This window comes from Enterococcus sp. AZ119 (assembly GCF_050546175.1).
In the GTDB taxonomy this organism is placed as follows: Bacteria; Bacillota; Bacilli; order Lactobacillales; family Enterococcaceae; genus Enterococcus; species Enterococcus faecalis.
This window is the reverse complement of the sequence record NZ_CP172951.1, coordinates 1,539,940-1,559,612: the sequence shown is the minus strand read 5'-3', so window position 1 is coordinate 1,559,612 and position 19,673 is coordinate 1,539,940. Positions and strand designations below refer to the sequence as shown.

15 protein-coding genes are annotated in these 19,673 nt (G+C 35.6%); 14 read left to right on the top strand and 1 reads right to left on the bottom strand.

What is annotated here, in order from left to right; genetic code table 11:
* Window positions 1-39 precede the first annotated feature (39 nt).
* The 6 genes from IGL37_RS07685 (at window position 40) to sprE (ending at window position 8,014) form a co-directional block, all read left to right on the top strand.
* Entirely contained in the window at window positions 40-2,037 is a 1,998-nt protein-coding gene (locus IGL37_RS07685; protein WP_033917910.1) for an amidase domain-containing protein, read from the top strand.
* A 418-nt stretch (window positions 2,038-2,455) separates the two neighbouring features.
* The gene (fsrA, locus tag IGL37_RS07680) at window positions 2,456-3,187 is read left to right on the top strand and encodes a response regulator FsrA (RefSeq protein ID WP_078126945.1); all 732 of its coding nucleotides are present in this window, start codon (window positions 2,456-2,458) and stop codon (window positions 3,185-3,187) included.
* Between the two features lie 88 nt (window positions 3,188-3,275).
* On the top strand, window positions 3,276-4,004 hold the full coding sequence (locus tag IGL37_RS07675; protein WP_002377181.1) for an accessory gene regulator AgrB: 729 nt from the start codon (window positions 3,276-3,278) through the stop codon (window positions 4,002-4,004).
* Complete coding sequence (gene fsrC, locus IGL37_RS07670; RefSeq protein WP_002392317.1) at window positions 4,001-5,344, top strand: sensor histidine kinase FsrC; 1,344 nt, start codon at window positions 4,001-4,003, stop codon at window positions 5,342-5,344. The genes IGL37_RS07675 and fsrC overlap by 4 nt, the downstream gene beginning before the upstream one ends.
* A 234-nt stretch (window positions 5,345-5,578) precedes the next feature.
* A complete protein-coding gene (gelE, locus tag IGL37_RS07665) occupies window positions 5,579-7,111 on the top strand; it encodes a M4 family metallopeptidase coccolysin (protein WP_080296899.1) in 1,533 nt (510 codons plus the stop codon).
* Between the two features lie 48 nt (window positions 7,112-7,159).
* Window positions 7,160-8,014, top strand: a complete 855-nt coding sequence (sprE, locus tag IGL37_RS07660; protein ID WP_080265888.1) for a serine proteinase SprE — start codon at window positions 7,160-7,162, stop codon at window positions 8,012-8,014.
* A gap of 147 nt (window positions 8,015-8,161) precedes the next feature.
* Here the strand turns inward: sprE and IGL37_RS07655 are convergent, their stop codons facing one another.
* Window positions 8,162-8,992 (bottom strand): MBL fold metallo-hydrolase, encoded by an 831-nt coding sequence (locus tag IGL37_RS07655; RefSeq protein WP_033786297.1) that lies wholly within the window; start codon window positions 8,990-8,992, stop codon window positions 8,162-8,164.
* 391 nt (window positions 8,993-9,383) lie between these two features.
* On the opposite strand from IGL37_RS07655, the gene IGL37_RS07650 reads away from it, so the two are divergent.
* The 8 genes from IGL37_RS07650 to lacD all read left to right on the top strand — a co-directional run bounded on the left by IGL37_RS07650 (window position 9,384) and on the right by lacD (window position 19,667).
* A complete protein-coding gene (locus IGL37_RS07650; protein WP_002357233.1) occupies window positions 9,384-10,238 on the top strand; it encodes a LysR family transcriptional regulator in 855 nt (284 codons plus the stop codon).
* Window positions 10,239-10,619: 381 nt separating this feature from the next.
* Window positions 10,620-12,008, top strand: coding sequence for an MFS transporter (locus IGL37_RS07645; protein WP_010707478.1), 1,389 nt, complete (start codon window positions 10,620-10,622; stop codon window positions 12,006-12,008).
* Between the two features lie 41 nt (window positions 12,009-12,049).
* Window positions 12,050-14,110, top strand: a complete 2,061-nt coding sequence (locus tag IGL37_RS07640; RefSeq protein ID WP_002361977.1) for an LTA synthase family protein — start codon at window positions 12,050-12,052, stop codon at window positions 14,108-14,110.
* 500 nt (window positions 14,111-14,610) lie between these two features.
* Entirely contained in the window at window positions 14,611-15,456 is an 846-nt protein-coding gene (locus IGL37_RS07635; RefSeq protein ID WP_033786293.1) for a glycosyltransferase family 8 protein, read from the top strand.
* Window positions 15,446-16,348, top strand: a complete 903-nt coding sequence (locus IGL37_RS07630; protein WP_002414004.1) for a glycosyltransferase family 8 protein — start codon at window positions 15,446-15,448, stop codon at window positions 16,346-16,348. Before IGL37_RS07635 ends, IGL37_RS07630 begins: the two co-directional genes overlap by 11 nt.
* Before the next feature lie 385 nt (window positions 16,349-16,733).
* Entirely contained in the window at window positions 16,734-17,465 is a 732-nt protein-coding gene (locus IGL37_RS07625) for a GntR family transcriptional regulator (protein WP_002360115.1), read from the top strand.
* A gap of 11 nt (window positions 17,466-17,476) precedes the next feature.
* On the top strand, window positions 17,477-18,649 hold the full coding sequence (gene agaS / locus IGL37_RS07620) for an SIS domain-containing protein (RefSeq protein WP_002357242.1): 1,173 nt from the start codon (window positions 17,477-17,479) through the stop codon (window positions 18,647-18,649).
* A gap of 22 nt (window positions 18,650-18,671) precedes the next feature.
* Window positions 18,672-19,667: a tagatose-bisphosphate aldolase gene (gene lacD / locus IGL37_RS07615; RefSeq protein ID WP_033917912.1), complete on the top strand. Its 996-nt coding sequence runs from the start codon at window positions 18,672-18,674 to the stop codon at window positions 19,665-19,667.
* Window positions 19,668-19,673: the final 6 nt, after the last annotated feature.

Genomic DNA, 19,673 nt, shown 5'->3' with positions numbered 1-19,673 from the left:
GCAAATGCGCAAGTAAGTAATAGGAGAGGATTTTTACGAATGAAAAGAAAGAAAATCAAGAATCAACTACTTGTTTTAACAAGTATTCTCGTTCTTCTGAGTTTGGAAGTCGCTCCAGTTGTTACGTTGGCTGCAGAATTACCAAGTAGCTCGCTACAAACAGCTCTGTCCTCAGCAACGACAATTACTTCGGAAGAAAAAGTAATTGAAACAACCGAAACAACCGAAACAACTGTTGCTACATCGACAACGTCCACTAGTAGTTCGTCATCTGAATCAAGTAGTTCTACCGATACGACTACCGAATCAACGAGTCATTCAACGACAGAAACGACAACCACAAATACTAGTTCTGAAACAAAAAAAGAACCTACAGAGTCAACGGTATCATCAGAAATCACGCAGCCTGTTGAACAATCGCAACCAACACAAGTTCAACCACCACAAGTTCAACCACCACAAGTTCCTGTGACCAAGCAAGAACCCGAAGAACCTATTCAAGTTCCTGAAGCCACCAATAACGTTGTTGAAGAAAATCAGGCTGTATCGTTAAATCCGTCCCTCAAAGTAGATGAAATAGCTTCTTCAAATTTAAAAGGCTACGAACTTCCACTGTTGTCGTCTTTTGGCGAAAAGAAACGGGCAGTTGTGGTGGCTGAAGCATTAAGACACGTTGGGAAAACAAAAAAAGAATTTAATTTGACGGAGCAAGCATTGACCAGTAGTTTCCTTGCCCAAAAAGTTTACCAACAATTATTTAAAATAGACATTGGCAGTACGCCGCAAGAACAAATGACATTTGGTAAAGTTCGTTCTATAGAGGAGGCAGAACCTGGTGATCTGATTTTTTGGCAAACAGCTGAAGGAAAAACGCTTCAAAATGGTGTTTATCTTGGCCAAGGAAAATATTTAATTGCCGCAGCGGAAGCGGATTCTAAGGAGGAACCAGAAGTAATCGCTCAGTTAGAGAATATCTATACTGCCAAACAACAACCAGACTCAAAAGAGGAAAAACGCTTGGTAGTGACTAATCCTTTTAAGGAGTTCACATTAACGGAGTATGGCAAAGAAGTTTTAGCAACATATGGTGCGTCATTTGAAATGCAGAAGTCAGAACAAGCCACAGCGTTTATTAAAAAAATTGGTGAGACAGCCAGAGAACTTGGCGAAAAATACGATGTTTTTGCATCAGTGATGATAGCTCAGGCTATTTTAGAAAGTGGCTCTGGCGAAAGTCAACTAGCCAAAGAACCTTATTATAATCTCTTTGGCGTGAAAGGTTCGTTCCAAGGAAATAGTGTCAGCTTTTCAACAAAAGAGGCTGATCAGAGGGGCCAACTTTATACAATTTCCGCTGGGTTTCGCGATTACGGTGGCTATAATGACTCACTGCAAGATTATGTTCAATTACTCCGACAAGGGATTGACGGAAATCAAGATTTTTATAAACCAGCGTGGCGTTCGGAAGCCAAAAACTACCTTCAAGCAACGCGTTTTTTAACAGGTAAATATGCAACAGACAAGCAATACGATAATAAATTAAATTCGTTAATTGCGGTTTATAACTTAACGCAATTTGATTTACCAAAAACAGTGGACGGTTTGATTATCCAATCTAAAAATGAGCTGTCGGAAGCGGAACAGCAACAAATGCATTTTCCAGTCTATGATGGGATCAATTATAATCGGAGTGGTAGCTATCCCGTGGGCCAATGTACGTGGTATGTCTATAATCGTTTCAAACAGTTGGGCACTTCTGTGGATGAATTTATGGGAAATGGCAGTGACTGGGGAAGAAAAGGACGTGCATTAGGCTATCAAGTTAGTTCATTGCCTAAAGCTGGTCGTGCGATTAGTTTCCAACCAGGAGTTGCTGGCGCAGATAATCAATATGGACATGTTGCTTTTGTTGAAGCGGTCACTTCTGATGGAATCATTATTTCTGAAAGCAATGTCATCAATGATCAAACGATTTCGTATCGTGTCTTACCTAATGCAATTGCTTATAGTAGTGGCGTGACCTACATTGGCGCTTAAGCGACTCATTCAACAGGAAGAAGTGTGGATGTTTAAGTAAAAAGTTAGCACAATGATCCATGTGTGAACTAACAAATTAAAATAACCAGAATCGACCAATGAATTGATTTTGTCATGTATAAAATGACAAGAACAGTTTGGCGGTTGATTCTTTGTTTTTCATCAACGAAGAGACAATCGTCCTCATGATTCGTTAGAAAAAGATGAATAGTCCAAAGTACTCTTTCTTGATCCTTTGTTATTTTATGTTTTTGTTTGCAGGAAACTACTGAAATCGCTATACTAAATTTATGTGAATATACTAACAGACAATCAATTTTTTATCTCTTTTATTGGTGTATAAATTGATTGAACATTATAATCATTTGTCTTTTGTTGTGTAATTTTATATCTTCTTGAGAAAGGGATGAGTGAACAAATGGCTATTTATATATTAGAAGACCAAATTATTCAAGCAAAAGCGTTAGAAGCATTGTTAACAAATATCCTACATTCAAGAAATATTTATAATGAAACAATCCATTTATTTTCACGTTCAGATGAATTATTACAAGTGGCACACCAGGACGCCCAACTAAATATCTTTTTCCTAGATATTCAAATGAACAATCATATCCAGGCAGGATTTGAGGTTGCTAAAGAAATCAGAAAAACAGACAGTGAAAGTCTGATTGTATTTATTTCTACTCACACAGAATTAGTTTTAACTTCCTACAAATATATGGTTTCAGCTCTTCAATTTATTCAAAAGAACGTGGATTTTCTAGATTTCCAAAAAGAGGTCGAAACATGTGTCGATGCATATATTCAACAAAAAGAAAATATAAAGACAAAAAGTGAATATATTATCATTAACTTAAAAGCGTCTTCTATAAAAATGGATATTAATGATATTTATTTCTTTCAAACGGAATACGATCATCGTGTATCAATGGTTGGTAAAAATTTTAAAAGAGAATTTTATGGAACGTTATCAAAAATTGAACAACTGCATCCAGATTTGATTAGAGTCCATCAATCAATCATCATCAATAAAAAATATGCGTCAAAATTAAATTATAAAACGCATCTTTTAACTATGAGAGACGGAACGGAAGTACCAGTCTCAAGAAGATATTATACTCAGGTCAAGGCACTATTTCTTACTTAGGGAGGGATAATGACTAATTAAGGAATTATCTATCTATTAGTCGCTATATTCGTTATAATTTAGTGCAATACTTGAAGAGGAGGGCGATATGCTAATCGATTGGATTCTAAAAAATATTATGGATATGGATCAGGAAGATCAATCAGGAAAAACACAATGGACAAAGTATTATCTAACCGTTTATTTTTCTGGCTTATTTAATTTTCTGATGATTCTGATTTTATCAGTTTTATTTGGGACGTTAAGCGAAACCTTTATTGTATACGTCGTACTGATTTTTTTACGGCCTGTCGCAGGTGGCTGGCATGCAAAAACCAAATGGCTCTGTCGTCTAGAAAGCATTGTTATCTATGTTGCCATACCATTTGTATTGAAAAATTCTTCTGTGAGCTTACCGTTTATTTATAAAATTTTATTGATTTGCCTCTTAGTCGTATTATTTTATTGGTATGCGCCACAAGGAACAGCAATCGAACCTGTTCAGCCATCTGATTTAAACGTGCTCAAAAAGCAAAGCCTTATAAGGGTGTGTTTACTTATTTTATGTAGTCTGTTTGTCAAAGAAAAGATTGCTTCAGTAATACTCTACGGTCTCGTCATCCAAGGTCTGATGATACTCCCTGTAACAAAAAATTTAATTGAAGGAAGTGTTTTTATGAAATTTGGTAAAAAAATAATTAAAAATGTTATTGAAAAAAGAGTTGCAAAAGTCAGTGATGGTGTGGGAACTAAGCCTAGATTAAATCAAAATTCGCCCAATATATTTGGACAATGGATGGGACAAACTGAAAAACCTAAAAAGAATATTGAAAAATGATTTTGTCGTTATTAGCTACTAACGTTTTGCTTGTATCTAGCTTTATCGTTTTTGTCTTTTTACGAGTAACATTGATCAAGATTGAATGTAAAATACCGTTACTTTCATTGCTTATTGTCATTAATCTTTGTTCGTTTGCGGCATTAATGTTGGGCTACTCTTGGTTGATTTATGCGCTGACAGTCGTTATTTTTACAGGATTTTTACTCATTCACAAAAAGAGGTTCTCAATTTTTAAAGCGATATTTTTATCCGTTTTTACATTGCTTATGGTTTCGTTTATCAATTACACGGAGCAAACGATTTTAAGTGTTTTTTTTCAACAGATTTATCAAAATAAATTATTATGGATTGCCTCAAATGTTCTTCTGTTGCTTATAAATATCTGGATTGCTTTAAAAATTCCCAATAGTGTTTTTTTAAGATTAAATCGTGTGTTAGAAAATAGTCGAATTTTTTTTGGTTGTTTACTTTTATTGTTGATTCTGTTGTTACTTTTTGTGTTTTTGATTTCGCCAGAGATTTCACCTGACTTTATGCGAGGATTTGTCACGGTAAATAGTTCTAAATTGGAGTTATTAATAAGTGTAGGTTTATTTTTAATTCTGATTGGCTTAGTCATTGAAGCTTATTTGGAAGAACAACGTATCAACACTCAATTATTGAATAATTTAACGATTTATACTGAAAAAATAGAATCCATTAACGAAGAGCTAGCGATGTTTCGTCATGATTATAAAAATTTATTGTATAGTTTACAAATTGCTATTTCATACGAAGATATTCTGGAAATCAAAAGAATTTATGAAGAAACGATTGCACCAACCAAAAAAATTATTGATAATGAAGAATTTGAACTTATGAAGTTAAATCGTTTGAAAAATATGGAACTTAAGGCACTCATAAGTATGAAAATTAATACCGCAAAGCAAGCAAAACTAAAAGTGATTGTTGATGTGCCAGAAGTATTTATTCTCGATACATCAATCGACTTAGTGGTTGTGATTCGTTTGTTGGCTATTCTATTAGATAACGCGATTGAAAACAGTGCAAAATCAGAATTGAAAATGTTCGCTATCTCAATTTTCAATAAAAATGAAACACAAGAGTTTGTGATAACAAATAGTGTCCAAGCCGAATTTGATTTTAGGGTTATGAAGAAAACCAAATTTAGTTCTAAAAGTAACCCAGAAGAGCACGGTTGGGGATTGTTATATGTAAAAGAAATTGTTGATTTTTCAGATCAATTTGACTTGCAAACGTCCTTCAATGAAGGATCGGTTACTCAACATTTAATTATTGAAAAAAATCATAACAGTAAAAAAGTTGTTAACGAATGAATTTGTTAACAACTTTTTTGCTATGGTATTGAGTTATGAGGGGCAATACAGGGAAAAATGTCGGCTGATTAAGGAATTTAGATAGTGCCGGTTAGGTAGTTGTCTATAATGAAAATAGCAACAAATATTTACGCAGGGAAAGGGGCGGTCGTTTAACGGGAAAAATTAGGGAGGATAAAGCAATACTTTTGTTGGGAAAAGAAATAAAAGGAAACTGGGGAAGGAGTTAATTGTTTGATGAAGGGAAATAAAATTTTATACATTTTAGGTACAGGCATCTTTGTTGGAAGTTCATGTCTATTTTCTTCACTTTTTGTAGCCGCAGAAGAACAAGTTTATTCAGAAAGTGAAGTTTCAACAGTTTTATCGAAGTTGGAAAAGGAGGCAATTTCTGAGGCAGCTGCTGAACAATATACGGTTGTAGATCGAAAAGAAGACGCGTGGGGGATGAAGCATCTTAAGTTAGAAAAGCAAACGGAAGGCGTTACTGTTGATTCAGATAATGTGATTATTCATTTAGATAAAAATGGTGCAGTAACAAGTGTTACAGGAAATCCAGTTGATCAAGTAGTGAAAATTCAATCGGTTGATGCAATCGGTGAAGAAGGAGTTAAAAAAATTATTGCTTCTGATAATCCAGAAACTAAAGATATTGTCTTTTTAGCTATTGACAAACGTGTAAATAATGAAGGGCAATTATTTTATAAAGTCAGAGTAACTTCTTCACCAACTGGTGACCCCGTATCATTGGTTTATAAAGTGAACGCTACAGATGGAACAATTATGGAAAAACAAGATTTAACGGAACATGTCGGTAGTGAAGTAACGTTAAAAAACTCTTTTCAAGTAACGTTTAATGTACCAGTTGAAAAAAGCAATACGGGAATTGCTTTACACGGAACGGATAACACAGGGGTTTACCATGCAGTAGTTGATGGCAAAAATAATTATTCTATTATTCAAGCACCATCACTAGCAGCATTAAATCAGAATGCTGTTGACGCCTATACGCATGGAAAATTTGTAAAAACATATTATGAAGATCATTTCCAACGACACAGTATTGATGATCGAGGGATGCCCATCTTGTCAGTTGTTGATGAACAACATCCAGATGCTTATGACAATGCTTTTTGGGATGGAAAAGCAATGCGTTATGGTGAAACAAGTACACCAACAGGAAAAACGTATGCTTCCTCTTTAGATGTAGTTGGTCATGAAATGACACATGGTGTGACGGAACATACTGCCGGTTTAGAATATTTAGGACAATCAGGTGCCTTGAATGAATCTTATTCTGATTTGATGGGTTATATTATTTCGGGTGCATCTAATCCAGAAATTGGTGCGGATACTCAGAGTGTTGACCGAAAAACAGGTATTCGAAATTTACAAACGCCAAGTAAACACGGACAACCAGAAACCATGGCTCAATACGACGATCGAGCACGGTATAAAGGAACGCCTTATTATGATCAAGGCGGTGTTCATTATAATAGTGGAATTATTAATCGGATTGGTTACACCATTATCCAGAACTTAGGCATTGAAAAAGCACAGACTATTTTCTACAGCTCGTTAGTAAATTACTTAACACCTAAAGCACAATTCAGTGATGCTCGTGATGCGATGCTTGCTGCTGCAAAAGTTCAATATGGCGATGAAGCAGCTTCAGTGGTGTCAGCAGCCTTTAACTCTGCTGGAATCGGAGCTAAAGAGGATATTCAAGTAAACCAACCAAGTGAATCTGTTCTGGTCAATGAATGAAAAAAATTCCCCAATTAAATAAAAATGGATAAGGAGTGGCATAATCTTATGAAAAAGTTCTCCATACGAAAAATTAGTGCTGGTTTTTTGTTTCTGATTTTAGTAACTTTGATAGCCGGTTTTAGCTTGTCTGCAAATGCAGAAGAGTATATCGTTCCTGCCGAAAGTCATTCACGACAAAAAAGATCGTTACTGGACCCTGAAGACAGAAGACAAGAAGTGGCAGATACAACCGAAGCGCCTTTTGCGTCAATCGGAAGAATCATTTCCCCTGCCAGTAAACCAGGCTATATTTCTTTAGGAACAGGCTTTGTTGTTGGAACTAATACAATTGTCACCAATAATCATGTGGCTGAAAGTTTTAAGAATGCCAAAGTATTAAATCCGAATGCCAAAGATGATGCTTGGTTTTATCCAGGTCGAGATGGCAGTGCGACACCATTTGGTAAATTCAAAGTGATTGATGTAGCTTTTTCCCCGAATGCGGATATTGCGGTAGTGACTGTCAGCAAACAAAACGATCGTCCAGATGGCCCAGAGTTGGGAGAAATTTTAACGCCATTTGTTTTGAAAAAGTTTGAATCTTCAGATACCCATGTCACAATATCAGGCTATCCAGGTGAGAAAAACCACACGCAATGGTCTCATGAAAATGATTTGTTTACATCTAACTTTACAGACTTAGAAAATCCATTACTATTTTATGATATCGATACAACCGGTGGTCAATCTGGTTCACCAATCTATAATGATCAGTTTGAAGTAGTTGGTGTTCATTCCAATGGTGGCATTAAGCAAACAGGAAATCATGGTCAAAGACTAAATGAAGTGAATTATAACTTTATTGTTAATCGAGTGAATGAAGAAGAAAATAAACGTTTATCCGCTGTGCCAGCAGCGTAAAGAACCATAAAAATACTCGGAATTTCCAGAATCACGGGAAATCTCGAGTATTTTTGTTTTTTAAGATAGTGTAAGTTACGATAAAAGTACCTTGTAATTATCGGTTAAAAGCATATAATAGTGCTGAAAAGAAGGCAAATAATCCGATTAAGTTAGTATTTCTAAACCATCATAACTCGTAATGATTTCATGCTTTTGAGATAAAGCCCCCATCTCCGCATAAGACAAGCCGCCATTGTGAGAAAAATGGTTGGCAACGTAAATCGTTTTATCTGTGACGAGTTTTCTTTCTTTTAATTCTGCAATTAATTTTAAATTTTCTTCCCAATTCATATGACTATTGCCAGTTTCGTTTGTTTGACTAGTACAATCTAAAGAAACAATACTAAGAAGTAAGTGGCTCTTTTCAAGATATTCAAACATTTCTGACGTAAAGTAACCTGTATCATGGGTGGATAAAAAAGCATCTTTACCATCGTCTATAACGAAAATAAAACAATCTTCACTGAAATTTCCATGTTGTGCAGGAAGGGGATAAATCGTATAGTTCGCAATAGTAAAACATTTGTAGGGCTGAATAACCTGATACTGTAATCGGGTATCGTCTTGACGACCTTCTAAATCAAAGGCGCGCTGATAAAACGTCTTAACTGCTTCATTTCCGTAAACAGTTAAACGATTGGGAATATCTAATGCATAACCAGACATTCGATAAGCCAAATCCTCGCCGTAAAAATGATCGGAATGCCAATGAGAGATTAGTAAAGAGTCAAAGTCTGCAAAACACAAGTCATACTGCAACAAGTGTAAATAAGAATCCCCTGGAAAATCAATCAGCAGGACATCATCAATAATTAATTGAGTTTGTGTACGAATTTCTCGTCCTTTTTTCTCTCGAGCGTACTTACATAATTTACAATTACAAAAAATTCCTGGAATCCGTTCTGCTGCACCCGTACCTAAATAGTTGATTTTCATTGGGAGTACCTAACCTTTCTTTGACATTCTTCATACTTAGTAGATAACGCTGAACCTTAAAGTAAATGGGCATGGAAACTGAAACATTTGTTGTGTCCATCTTACCTTTTTTAGAAAAGAATTGAAATGGAATTTCTTAAGTAAATTTGCGTAAAATAGAAAAAGCTAGACGCCTTTTTTAATAAGCTGAATTTGTTGTGAATGTTCATGCTATTTCCGAGAAAAAGTTTTACCAAAGGCACTTTCATATTCATCTGCTATTAGTTATAGAAAAATAACAAGATGGACATAGCTTATTAGAGCAAAAATAACTACGCTATTGATAAAGAGTGAGGCGTGTTTTGAACAGGTTGCGTGGGCAATTGAATTTGAATAAAAGGGATGACAAAAGATGACTATTGAAAAATTAGAATATTTTTATACCATTGCAAAATATAATAGTATTTCCAAAGCAGCCTCTGAACTTCATGTTAGTAAATCAACCTTAAGTGCGTCATTAAAAGATTTGGAAAGTGAATTGGGCCATTTACTTTTTGACCGTAACGGGAATTCTTTGACGTTAAATTCCTATGGTGATAAAATCGTCCAATCTGTATATATCATTTTAAACGAGGCCAAGAAAATGAAACTTAATTTGCATGAAATGATTGAGAATCCAGTGATGCGTTTAGGTTTTGGAAATACGTCCTTGATGTATAAAGTGACAGAAAATGAGGATCAACTGAATCGTTTTTGGGAATGTTACCATGGTTCATCGTTTGAGTTATTGAATAAATTGGAGAATCATGAGTTGGATTTTGTGATTACTTCTGCAGATGTGAATAGTCCAGTTTTAAAGAAAGAACAATTAATTGAACTAAAAATGTATCTTTGTGTTTCAAGAGAAATTAAACAAGAAATTGAGGAAGAAGGCTTCACCTGTTTGACCAACTATCCATTTCTATTTTTGCCTCATCACTTAGATCATTTAGAAGCTACCAAGAGTGTGCTAGAAATGTTGCAATTAACAAGTCCGCTTGTTTGTTGCTACGATACGTTGATGCTTACTCGTCTCATTGAAAAAAGTAAAGGAGTTTATGCGGTGATCTCTCTTCGGAAAGAACAACTGCAGGAAATTGATTCTAAACTCTTCTTTTTACCGATTGAACGAAAACAAAAATTTTATTTATACCGAAATGTTTCCAGTTCGGTTTTTGTCCAACCTGGTCAAATCAAGGCAACTTTACAAAAGTTGCTAGAGACTTAGCCATTAAAATTACTTTGGAATAGTTACCAAAAATAGCTTTATTCGCTTAGATTTACTTCTGCTGCGGATAAGGCTATTTTTGTTGTTCATTGTTTAAAAGAGATGCTCAATTATGGGACTGTTCGATATTTCTGAACGGAATGTTCAATTATTTAATAACTTAAGAATCAATAAATCGTATCTATTACGGTTCAATTTAAAGGGGTTCTGGTGTATAGTTTGGCTATCTAAAGATTTACTTTTTTAAGTATAAAATAACTAAATGGCAAGGAATATAAAGAGCTGTTGATACGTGAGTACTTGCGATAACCGTGTCGTTAGAAGTTTAAGTGTCATTGTTGCTTTTCCTGTTTTATGTAGTTGCTAGAAAGGACTGTTTTTATGATCGATAGAAAAAAAGTTATTTTGTATACTTGTTGCATGAGTTTGTTTGTAGTGACCATGGATGTTACGGTTGTCAATGTGGCGTTACCATCCATTCAAAGTGATTTTCACACGAATCTGTCTACATTACAGTGGGTAACAGATGGGTACACTTTAATGGTAGCATCCTTATTATTGTTATCTGGGTCTACAGCAGACCGAATTGGCCGTAAACGAGTTCTTCAATTGGGCTTAGCCTGTTTTGGTTTAGCGTCTTTCCTATGTGGGATTTCGCAAACCCCAGGGCAATTGATCGCGTTTCGCATGTTGCAAGGGATTGGTGGTTCTATGTTAAATCCGGTAGCAATGTCTATTATTACACAGGTATTTACCGAAAAGTTAGAACGAGCGAAAGCAATTGGCTTGTGGGGCTCTGTTACAGGGATTTCCTTAGGAATGGGCCCGATTATTGGCGGACTGATTGTTTCTTATTTTAGCTGGCGGTATGTCTTTTTTGTAAATGTACCGATCATTGCTGCGGCAATCATCCTTACACAAAAGTTTGTACCTGAGTCAAAAGTAGAGAAGACGGTGAAAAATGATTTTGTTGGTCAAGCATTGATGATTCTTTTTCTATTTAGTTCTATCTATTCCATTATCGGACTACCTAGAAAAGGGCTTTTCGCGCCAGATATTTTAAGTACTGGGATAATCGGCTGCTTAGCCATTGTTATTTTCTTTATTTATGAATATAACATTGACAATCCGTTAATCAACCCGCGTTTCTTTTTATCTATTCCATTTACATCGGCTTCTTTTTTAGCTATTTTTGGCTTTATCATATATAACGGCTATTTATTTTTAAACACGCTATATTTGCAAGAGATGAGAGGCTTCAGCCCGTTGGAAGCTGGCTTATCAACCATTCCTTTGGCTTTTGTTAGTTTTCTTGTTGCCCCGAGAGCCGGCGAAATGGTAGGGAGAATAGGGACGAAACGTCCTATTATGCTTTGTGGTATTTCAATGTTGGCTGTTAGCTTTTTACAATTATTTGTAACTAAAACAACGCCTATGATTATTTTATTTGTTATTTATATCTTTTTAGGCATTGGGTTTGGGATGTTAAATTCGCCGATTACCATTACAGCGATTGAAGGAATGCCACTTTCTCAGTCAGGAACGGCAGCAGCCATTGCGGTGACATGTAAGCAAATTGGCAATTCTTTAGGGGTTGCGCTACCAAGTCTTTTAATTACAAAGCCTATTACTAGTTCGCTTACTCGAACACCTTTTACAAACGTATGGCTTTTATTTGGATGTTGCGCCATTGCGATTATCTTTTTAAGTTATTTATCCAATTCTCCGCTAGCGAAAAAGTCATTGCGCAGAGTTAGGTTTTATTTTTAACAAATCAAGATTTTTTTGAAGGGAAAGGAAGACAAACTTAGATGAAAAAAATAAATAACCGATTAGGACTCTTTTTATTTTTTGTTTTACTCTTTTGGGCAAAAACGATTCTGGCGTATTACCTAGATTTCTCATTGGGCGTTAAGGGCAGTCTCCAGCGAGAAATTTTATGGTTCAATCCAGTTGCTACTACGCTGTTATTATTTGGTTTTAGTTTGTATTTTAAAAAGCATAAAACATTTATGCTTAGCTTAACTCTTTTAAATGTTTTAAATACATTAATTTTATATTTGAATATTATTTTTTATCGTGAATTCACTGACTTTATTACCATCCAATCTGTTTTTGGCTTTTCAAAAGTTTCAGAAGGGATTTCTGGTGATTTACTTGCTTTAATGAGAGTCCACGATGTCTTTTATTGGCTAGATACTTTAGTGCTGCTCGTTTTGGTATTTTACTCTTTTAAACAGCGACGGAATCATCAAGTCTTTGTGACCAAACCTATCAACAGAAGATTGGCGATCTCAATTAGTTGTTTAAGTGTCTTGCTCTTTTCGGTTAACTTATTTTTAAGCGAAACCGATCGTCCTCAATTGCTTCAAAGAATTTTTGATCGTAATTATATTGTAAAATATCTTGGCTTGGATGCATTCACAGCCATCGATGGTGTCAAAACAGCCATGTCAAATGAGGTAAGAGCAGAAGCTAGTTCAAACGAATTACCTGAAATCATGAAATTTACCAAGCAAAACAATTTACCGCTTAATCCGCAGTATGCCGGGATTGCCAAAGGAAAAAATGTATTTGTGATTCATTTAGAAAGTTTTCAACAATTTTTGATTAATATGAAAGTCCAAGGCCAAGAGGTTACACCGTTTTTAAATCAGCTCTATCAAAACAAAGCGACAATCAGTTTTGATAATTTCTTTCATGAAGTAGGGCAAGGAAAAACGAGTGATGCGGAGAACATGTTAGAAACAGGAACATTCGGGCTCCCGCAAGGCTCTCTTTTTACACAATTAGGATCAGACAATACTTTCGAAGCGGCTCCCGCTGTTTTAGGACAAAAAGGCTATACAACCGCTGTTTTCCATGGGAATGTGGGGAGTTTTTGGAATCGGGACCATGTGTATAAAAACTTAGGTTATCAATACTTTTTTGATCGGTCATATTTTTCAAAAGATGACAAAATGCTAGGTTACGGTATTTTAGATAAACAATTGTTGCGTGAATCAGCTAGTGAGCTTGAGCATTTACAGCAGCCATTCTATGCGAAGTTTTTAACTGTGACCAATCATACCCCTTATTACACGGATGACCAAAACTTCCCGTTTCCTAAATTGAACACAGGCAATTCGATTGTGGATGATTATGTTCGAACAGCGCACTATTTGGATCAATCGCTAGAACAATTTTTCCATTACTTGCAAACAACAAGTTTATACAATCATTCTATTTTTGTTATTTATGGTGACCACTTCGGTATTTCAGATGCAAACAACAAGGACTTATGTAAAGCTTTCAACCGCGATCCAAAAACGTGGACAAACTATGACAATGCGCAATTGCAAAGAGTACCTTTGATGTTTTACATGCCAGGCTATACGCAAGGGAAAATCATGCACGAATATGGTGGGGAAATTGACGTTTTACCGACACTGTACCATCTTTTAGGTGTCGATGATAAAAATTATATCCATTTTGGCACGGACCTTTTATCTCCTCAATATAAACAAGTGGTTCCTTTTAGAAATGGCGATTTTGTAACGCCTCAATTTTCTTATCTAGGTGGGGAAATCTACAATAATCAAGGAAAAAAATTAGACCAAGTTCCAGCAGATTTAAAAGCAGAAGTCACGAAAGATAACGATTGGGTGAAAAAATCGTTAAGTTTATCTGACAAATTAAATCAGGAAAACCTTTTACGTTTTTATAAACCACAAGGATTCCAAGAAGTGCAACCAAAGGACTACAACTATGATGTGGCTTTTGAAAAAAACAAAGTCTTAGAAGTAGAAAAACAAAAAAATGCACAATCAACTAGCTTGTTTAGTCAAAATGGCAATCAAACGACAGTCCAAAATTATCCGACTACGCCATAGATCATTTAAGAAGGATAATTTTTGGAAGGGAAAGAGAATCATATATGAAGTGAAGGAGGTCAGAACAGAGCCGTTTATTTTCGAAGGAATTGGTTCTGTTCCCGCCATTTATCAGGTTTTGAGCCTGGAACAAAAATCCAAAGTGATTTTTGTCCCAGGCTTTTTCGCTCTTTTATTGAGTAAGAAGTCAGTTTAGAATTTATATTAAGTTTCGCTGTACATTTTAAAATTATCATCAACAGAAAATACAACAGGCGAATTTTTAGATAAAAAAATTAGTAAAACAAGTATTAAATAAATAGTATTTTTGAGGATAAAGTAAGAGAAATGTTGTTTTTTTAATAGTTGTTAACGGAAAACAAAATTATTTTATAGCCATAAAATATATTTTTATTATAATTATATTATAAAATAATGAGCATATGATTTGCAGATAAGTTTTTCAGGGCCTATTCTGAATAGGAACTTAGCTATAAAAATAAAAGAGGAGAGTGGTTTTGATGAGAAAAAATCAGAAGATTGTGCCAATTGTGACAGCTTCAGACGAAAATTATGCTCCTTATTTGAATGTAATGATGACAACTGTTTTAGAAAATTGTCATGCGGAGAGACCTGTTCATTTTTATGTGATTGATGATGGGCTGTCGCTATCTAGCAAAAAAGCACTCCGAGAAACGGTTAGTAGTAACTCACAAAATGCAACTGTTGAATTTCTAACAGCAGACAAAGAAGTCTATCAAAATTTTTTAGTGAGTGATCATATTACAACGACCGCATACTTACGCATTTCTTTACCGTCACTTTTACAAAAATATAGCTATAAAAAGGTTCTTTATTTAGATGCAGATACGCTGGTTTTAGATGATGTTGTCCAGTTGTATGATACGCCATTAGTGAACCAAACGATTGGCGCGGTTATTGATCCTGGGCAAGCATATGCCTTGAAACGTTTGGGCATCGATTCCTCCGATTATTATTTTAATTCAGGAGTTATGATTATTGATATTGACCGATGGAACGAGAAAGCAATCACCCAAAAAACAATTCAGTATCTAGAAGAAAATGGGGACCGCATAGTTTATCATGATCAAGATGCTTTAAACGCTGTTCTTTATGAAGATTGGCTAGCTCTAGAACCAAGATGGAATATGCAGACGTCTTTAGTTTTTAATCGTCATGAAGCGCCTAATGAAGCCTATCAAAAATTATATACAGCGGGAAATCAAGAGCCAGCGATTATTCATTTTACTGGACACGATAAACCTTGGAATACGTTAGAAAATCATCCTTATACAGCTCTTTATCTAAACAAGTTAAAGAAAGTAGGTGCAAGAAATGGAAAATAGAAAAGAATTAGCGATTGTCTCCTGTTGCAATACCAACTTTGTACCGCATCTTGCTGCTATGTTTGTTTCAATTTTAGAAAATAGTCCTTCAGCGGCAGCTGTTCATTTTTATGTGATTGATGACAATATCAATTTTGAAAGCAAGCAACTACTGTATTTTACGATTAAACATACCCAAATCAATGCAGAGTTAACATTTTTAAAAATCAACCCCCATTTTTTCAAAAATGTTGTAACCAGTGAACGAATTCCCAAAACAGCTTACTACAGGATTGCTATTCCAGAGCTGTTTAGAGGAAGCCAGATCGAACGGCTGTTGTATATGGATTGTGACATGATTGCCTTAGATGATGTCGCAAAATTATGGACAGTTGATTTAGGTGAAAATATCATCGCCGCTGTTGAAGATGCAGGGTTCCATCAACGTTTGGAAAAAATGGCGATTCCTGCAGAATCTATGTGTTATTTTAACTCAGGCTTGTTGCTAATCGATGTTAAAAAATGGTTGAATTTAGATGTAACCACTAAAGTCTTAAGATTTATTGAAGAAAATCCAGATAAATTACGTTTCCATGATCAAGATGCATTGAATGCGGTTTTACACGACTGTTGGACCCTGTTGCATCCTAAGTGGAACGCCCAAGGTTATATTCTGTCAAAAGCGAAAAAACATCCAACTATTTATGGAGAAAAACAATATGAAGAAACGAGAAGAGCACCATCCATTATCCACTTTACTGGCCATGTCAAACCTTGGACGAAAGAATTTCAGTGGTATACCAAGCGTTATTATGATCAATATGCGAATAGGACGGCCTTTCGTTGTGTCAACACATTCAATCAATATTTATCTTATACGAAAATTAGCAGAAGGATTGAATATGCTCAATAATGAATATTGTCATGGATTTCGTAAAATCAGTTACTTGTTAGTTGTTGCCAGAACCAAACAATAGAAACGAAGAAGTCGGGATAGAACTGTTTTTCAGATTTTGAGTATGAGACAAAAATCTAAAGTGATTTTTGTCTCATACTCTTTTTTGTCTATTTAAAATAAAGCCAACAACTGGTATCATATTTAAGGATGGTTTTTTATAAAAAAATGATTTCTTTAGGAAAAAAATATTACAATAAAGAAAAATAAAAAAATGTAAACGTTATCATTTCAAGGTTATAGCGGTATGAAGATATTTATTAATACTTTTTATTGACAAAATAAAAAAAACCACCGTACTATTGGTTTGTGGTTATAACCAGTTAGGGTAAAGGAGAAAGTTATGGAAAATGCCTTTAAAAACAAAGCTTTGTATCATCAACTTGTTGATTTGCTGCAGGAACGAATCGAAACATGCATGATTCCTCATGACAAGTTGCCCTCTGAACGTGAATTGACTGCACAATATGGAGTGAGTCGGACGACGGTCCGGTTAGCGCTACAAGAACTAGAAAATAGAGGTTCCATCTATCGTCGTCATGGCAAAGGAACATTTGTTTCAGATATAAAAAAAGAGGCCGCTGATTTAGCTGGCGCATATAGTTTTACAGAACAAATGAAAGGGCTGGGTCGAAAACCACATACCCGTATATTATCCTTCGAAAAATTGGAAGCGGATAAATTTATTTGTCAGCATTTGAATCTTTCGTTAGGAGAGGCAGTTTTTAAATTAAGTCGGTTGCGGATTGCTGATAACGAGCCATTAATGGTTGAAGACACATACTTGCCTGTGAAATTTTTCTTATCACTCACGGATCAATTACTACGTAGCAAACCATTATATGATCTATTTTCGGAAGATTTTAAGCAAACCGTTCGTTTAGCTGATGAAGAATTATACGCTAGCATTGCTTCAAAAGAAGATGCCAAATTATTGATGATTCCAGAAGGAGCGCCAGTCCTTCATTTAGCACGCCAGACATATAACATGAAAAATGAAATTATTGAATTTACGTTGAGTGTGGCGCGAGCAGATCAATTTCATTATCAGATACGCCATATTCGGAATAGTTAGGAGAGTTAAGTATGTTTACAGCAGAAAAAGAAGAACTAGAACAACTAGGAGCGGAAATCACGACACGTGAAATTCGTCAGCAACCTGAGCTTTGGCAAGAAACCGTGACACTTTATCATGAAAATCAAACAGCTTTGGAAAACTTTTTAAAAGAAGTCCAAGCTAAAGCGCAAGGAAAACGCACAAGAGTAATTTTTACAGGAGCAGGCACTTCGCAATATGTCGGTGATACTGTTGTACCTTATCTCCGAGCACACGGCGACACACAAGCCTTTTCATTCGAAAGTATTGGGACAACGGATATTGTAGCCAAACCAGAAGATTATCTGATTAAAGACGAACCAACATTGCTAGTTTCGTTTGCAAGAAGTGGAAATAGTCCTGAAAGTTTAGCGGCAGTTGAAGTAGCTAATCAAGTGGTTGAAACAATTCATCATTTAGCGATTACTTGTGCCGAAGAAGGACAACTGGCACAAATAAGCCAAAAAGAAGAAAACAGCTTTTTATTCTTAATGCCAACACGTTCCAATGATGGTGGTTTTGCGATGACTGGTAGCTTTTCTTGCATGACCTTGGGTACATTACTACTCTTTGATCAAACAGCCTTTGAGCAAAAACAAGATTATGTAACCGCTCTAATTAAATTAGGTGAAGAAGTGCTATCCCGTGAAGAAGAATTAAATGAAATTGTTAACCTTGATTTTGAACGAATTGTTTATGTTGGTTCTGGAAGTTTAGCTGGTTTGACAAGAGAAGCGCAATTGAAAATTTTAGAACTAACAGCCGGCAAAGTTGCCACAATTTTTGACTCTTCTATGGGCTTCCGTCATGGACCAAAATCATTTATTAATGAAAAAACAATAATGTTTGGTTTTGTTAATAATACACCATACACAAGAGATTATGACTTGGATATCTTAGAAGAAGTTCACGGTGACGAAATTGCGGCGGGTGTTTTTGCGATTGCTCAACCTGGCAAACGTAATTTCTCAGGTTCAACTATTGAATATTCCGCAGAAACTGCTCTATTACCTGATGGCTATTTAGCATTAGCAGATATCATGGTAGCTCAAACAGTCGCACTTTTAACATCTATTAAAGTTGGAAATAAACCGGATACCCCTTCACCGACAGGTACAGTGAATCGTGTGGTTAAAGGCGTAACGATTTATGACTATAAATAATACAACATTTGGAGGAGGAACTATGCTTACGTTAACAGCTGGAAAAAAAGCGGCAATGGATCGTTTGTCAACCCAAGAAGGAATCATTAGCGCATTAGCCATTGATCAACGAGGTGCCTTGAAAAAAATGATCAAAGCACTAGATGTAGAGCCAACCGATGCACAAATTGAAACGTTTAAAGAATTAGTCTCGAAAGAATTGACACCTTATGCGTCTGCCATTTTATTGGATCCAGAATATGGATTGCCTGCTGCAAAAGCACGCGATACCGAGGCTGGATTGTTACTCGCTTATGAAAAAACGGGCTATGATGCAACAACTCCGGGACGATTGCCTGATTTACTAGCAGATTGGTCTGTTTTACGCTTGAAAGAAGAAGGCGCAGATGCGATTAAATTTTTACTATACTATGATGTGGATGAGGATCCAGAAATCAATCATCAAAAACATGTATTCATTGAACGCTTAGGAAGTGAATGTGCAGAAGAAGACCTACCATTTTACTTAGAATTAGTTTCTTACGATGCACAAACAGCAGATGCGACTTCTTTAGAATATGCAAAAGTTAAACCGCATAAAGTGAATGAAATGATGAAAGAATTTTCTAAACCCCAATATAAAGTAGATGTATTGAAAGTGGAAGTTCCAGTTAATATGAATTTTGTAGAAGGTTTTGCGCCGGCTGAAACAGCGTATACAAAAGAGGAAGCGGCGAATTATTTCTTAGAACAAAGTCAAGCCACTGATTTACCATTTATCTTTTTAAGTGCCGGTGTCTCAACAGAGCTATTCCAAGAAACACTACGTTTCGCTAAAGGAGCTGGTTCAACATTTAATGGTGTTTTATGTGGCCGTGCTACGTGGAAAAATGGCGTGAAACCTTTCGTTGAAGCAGGAGAAACTGCGGCTTGTGATTGGTTAAAAACAGAAGGCCGAGAAAACATTGAAAGTTTAAATGAAGTCATCGCGGCAACCGCCAGCTCTTGGCATGCAAAAGTTCAAGTAAACGAAGGGTAATTGGGA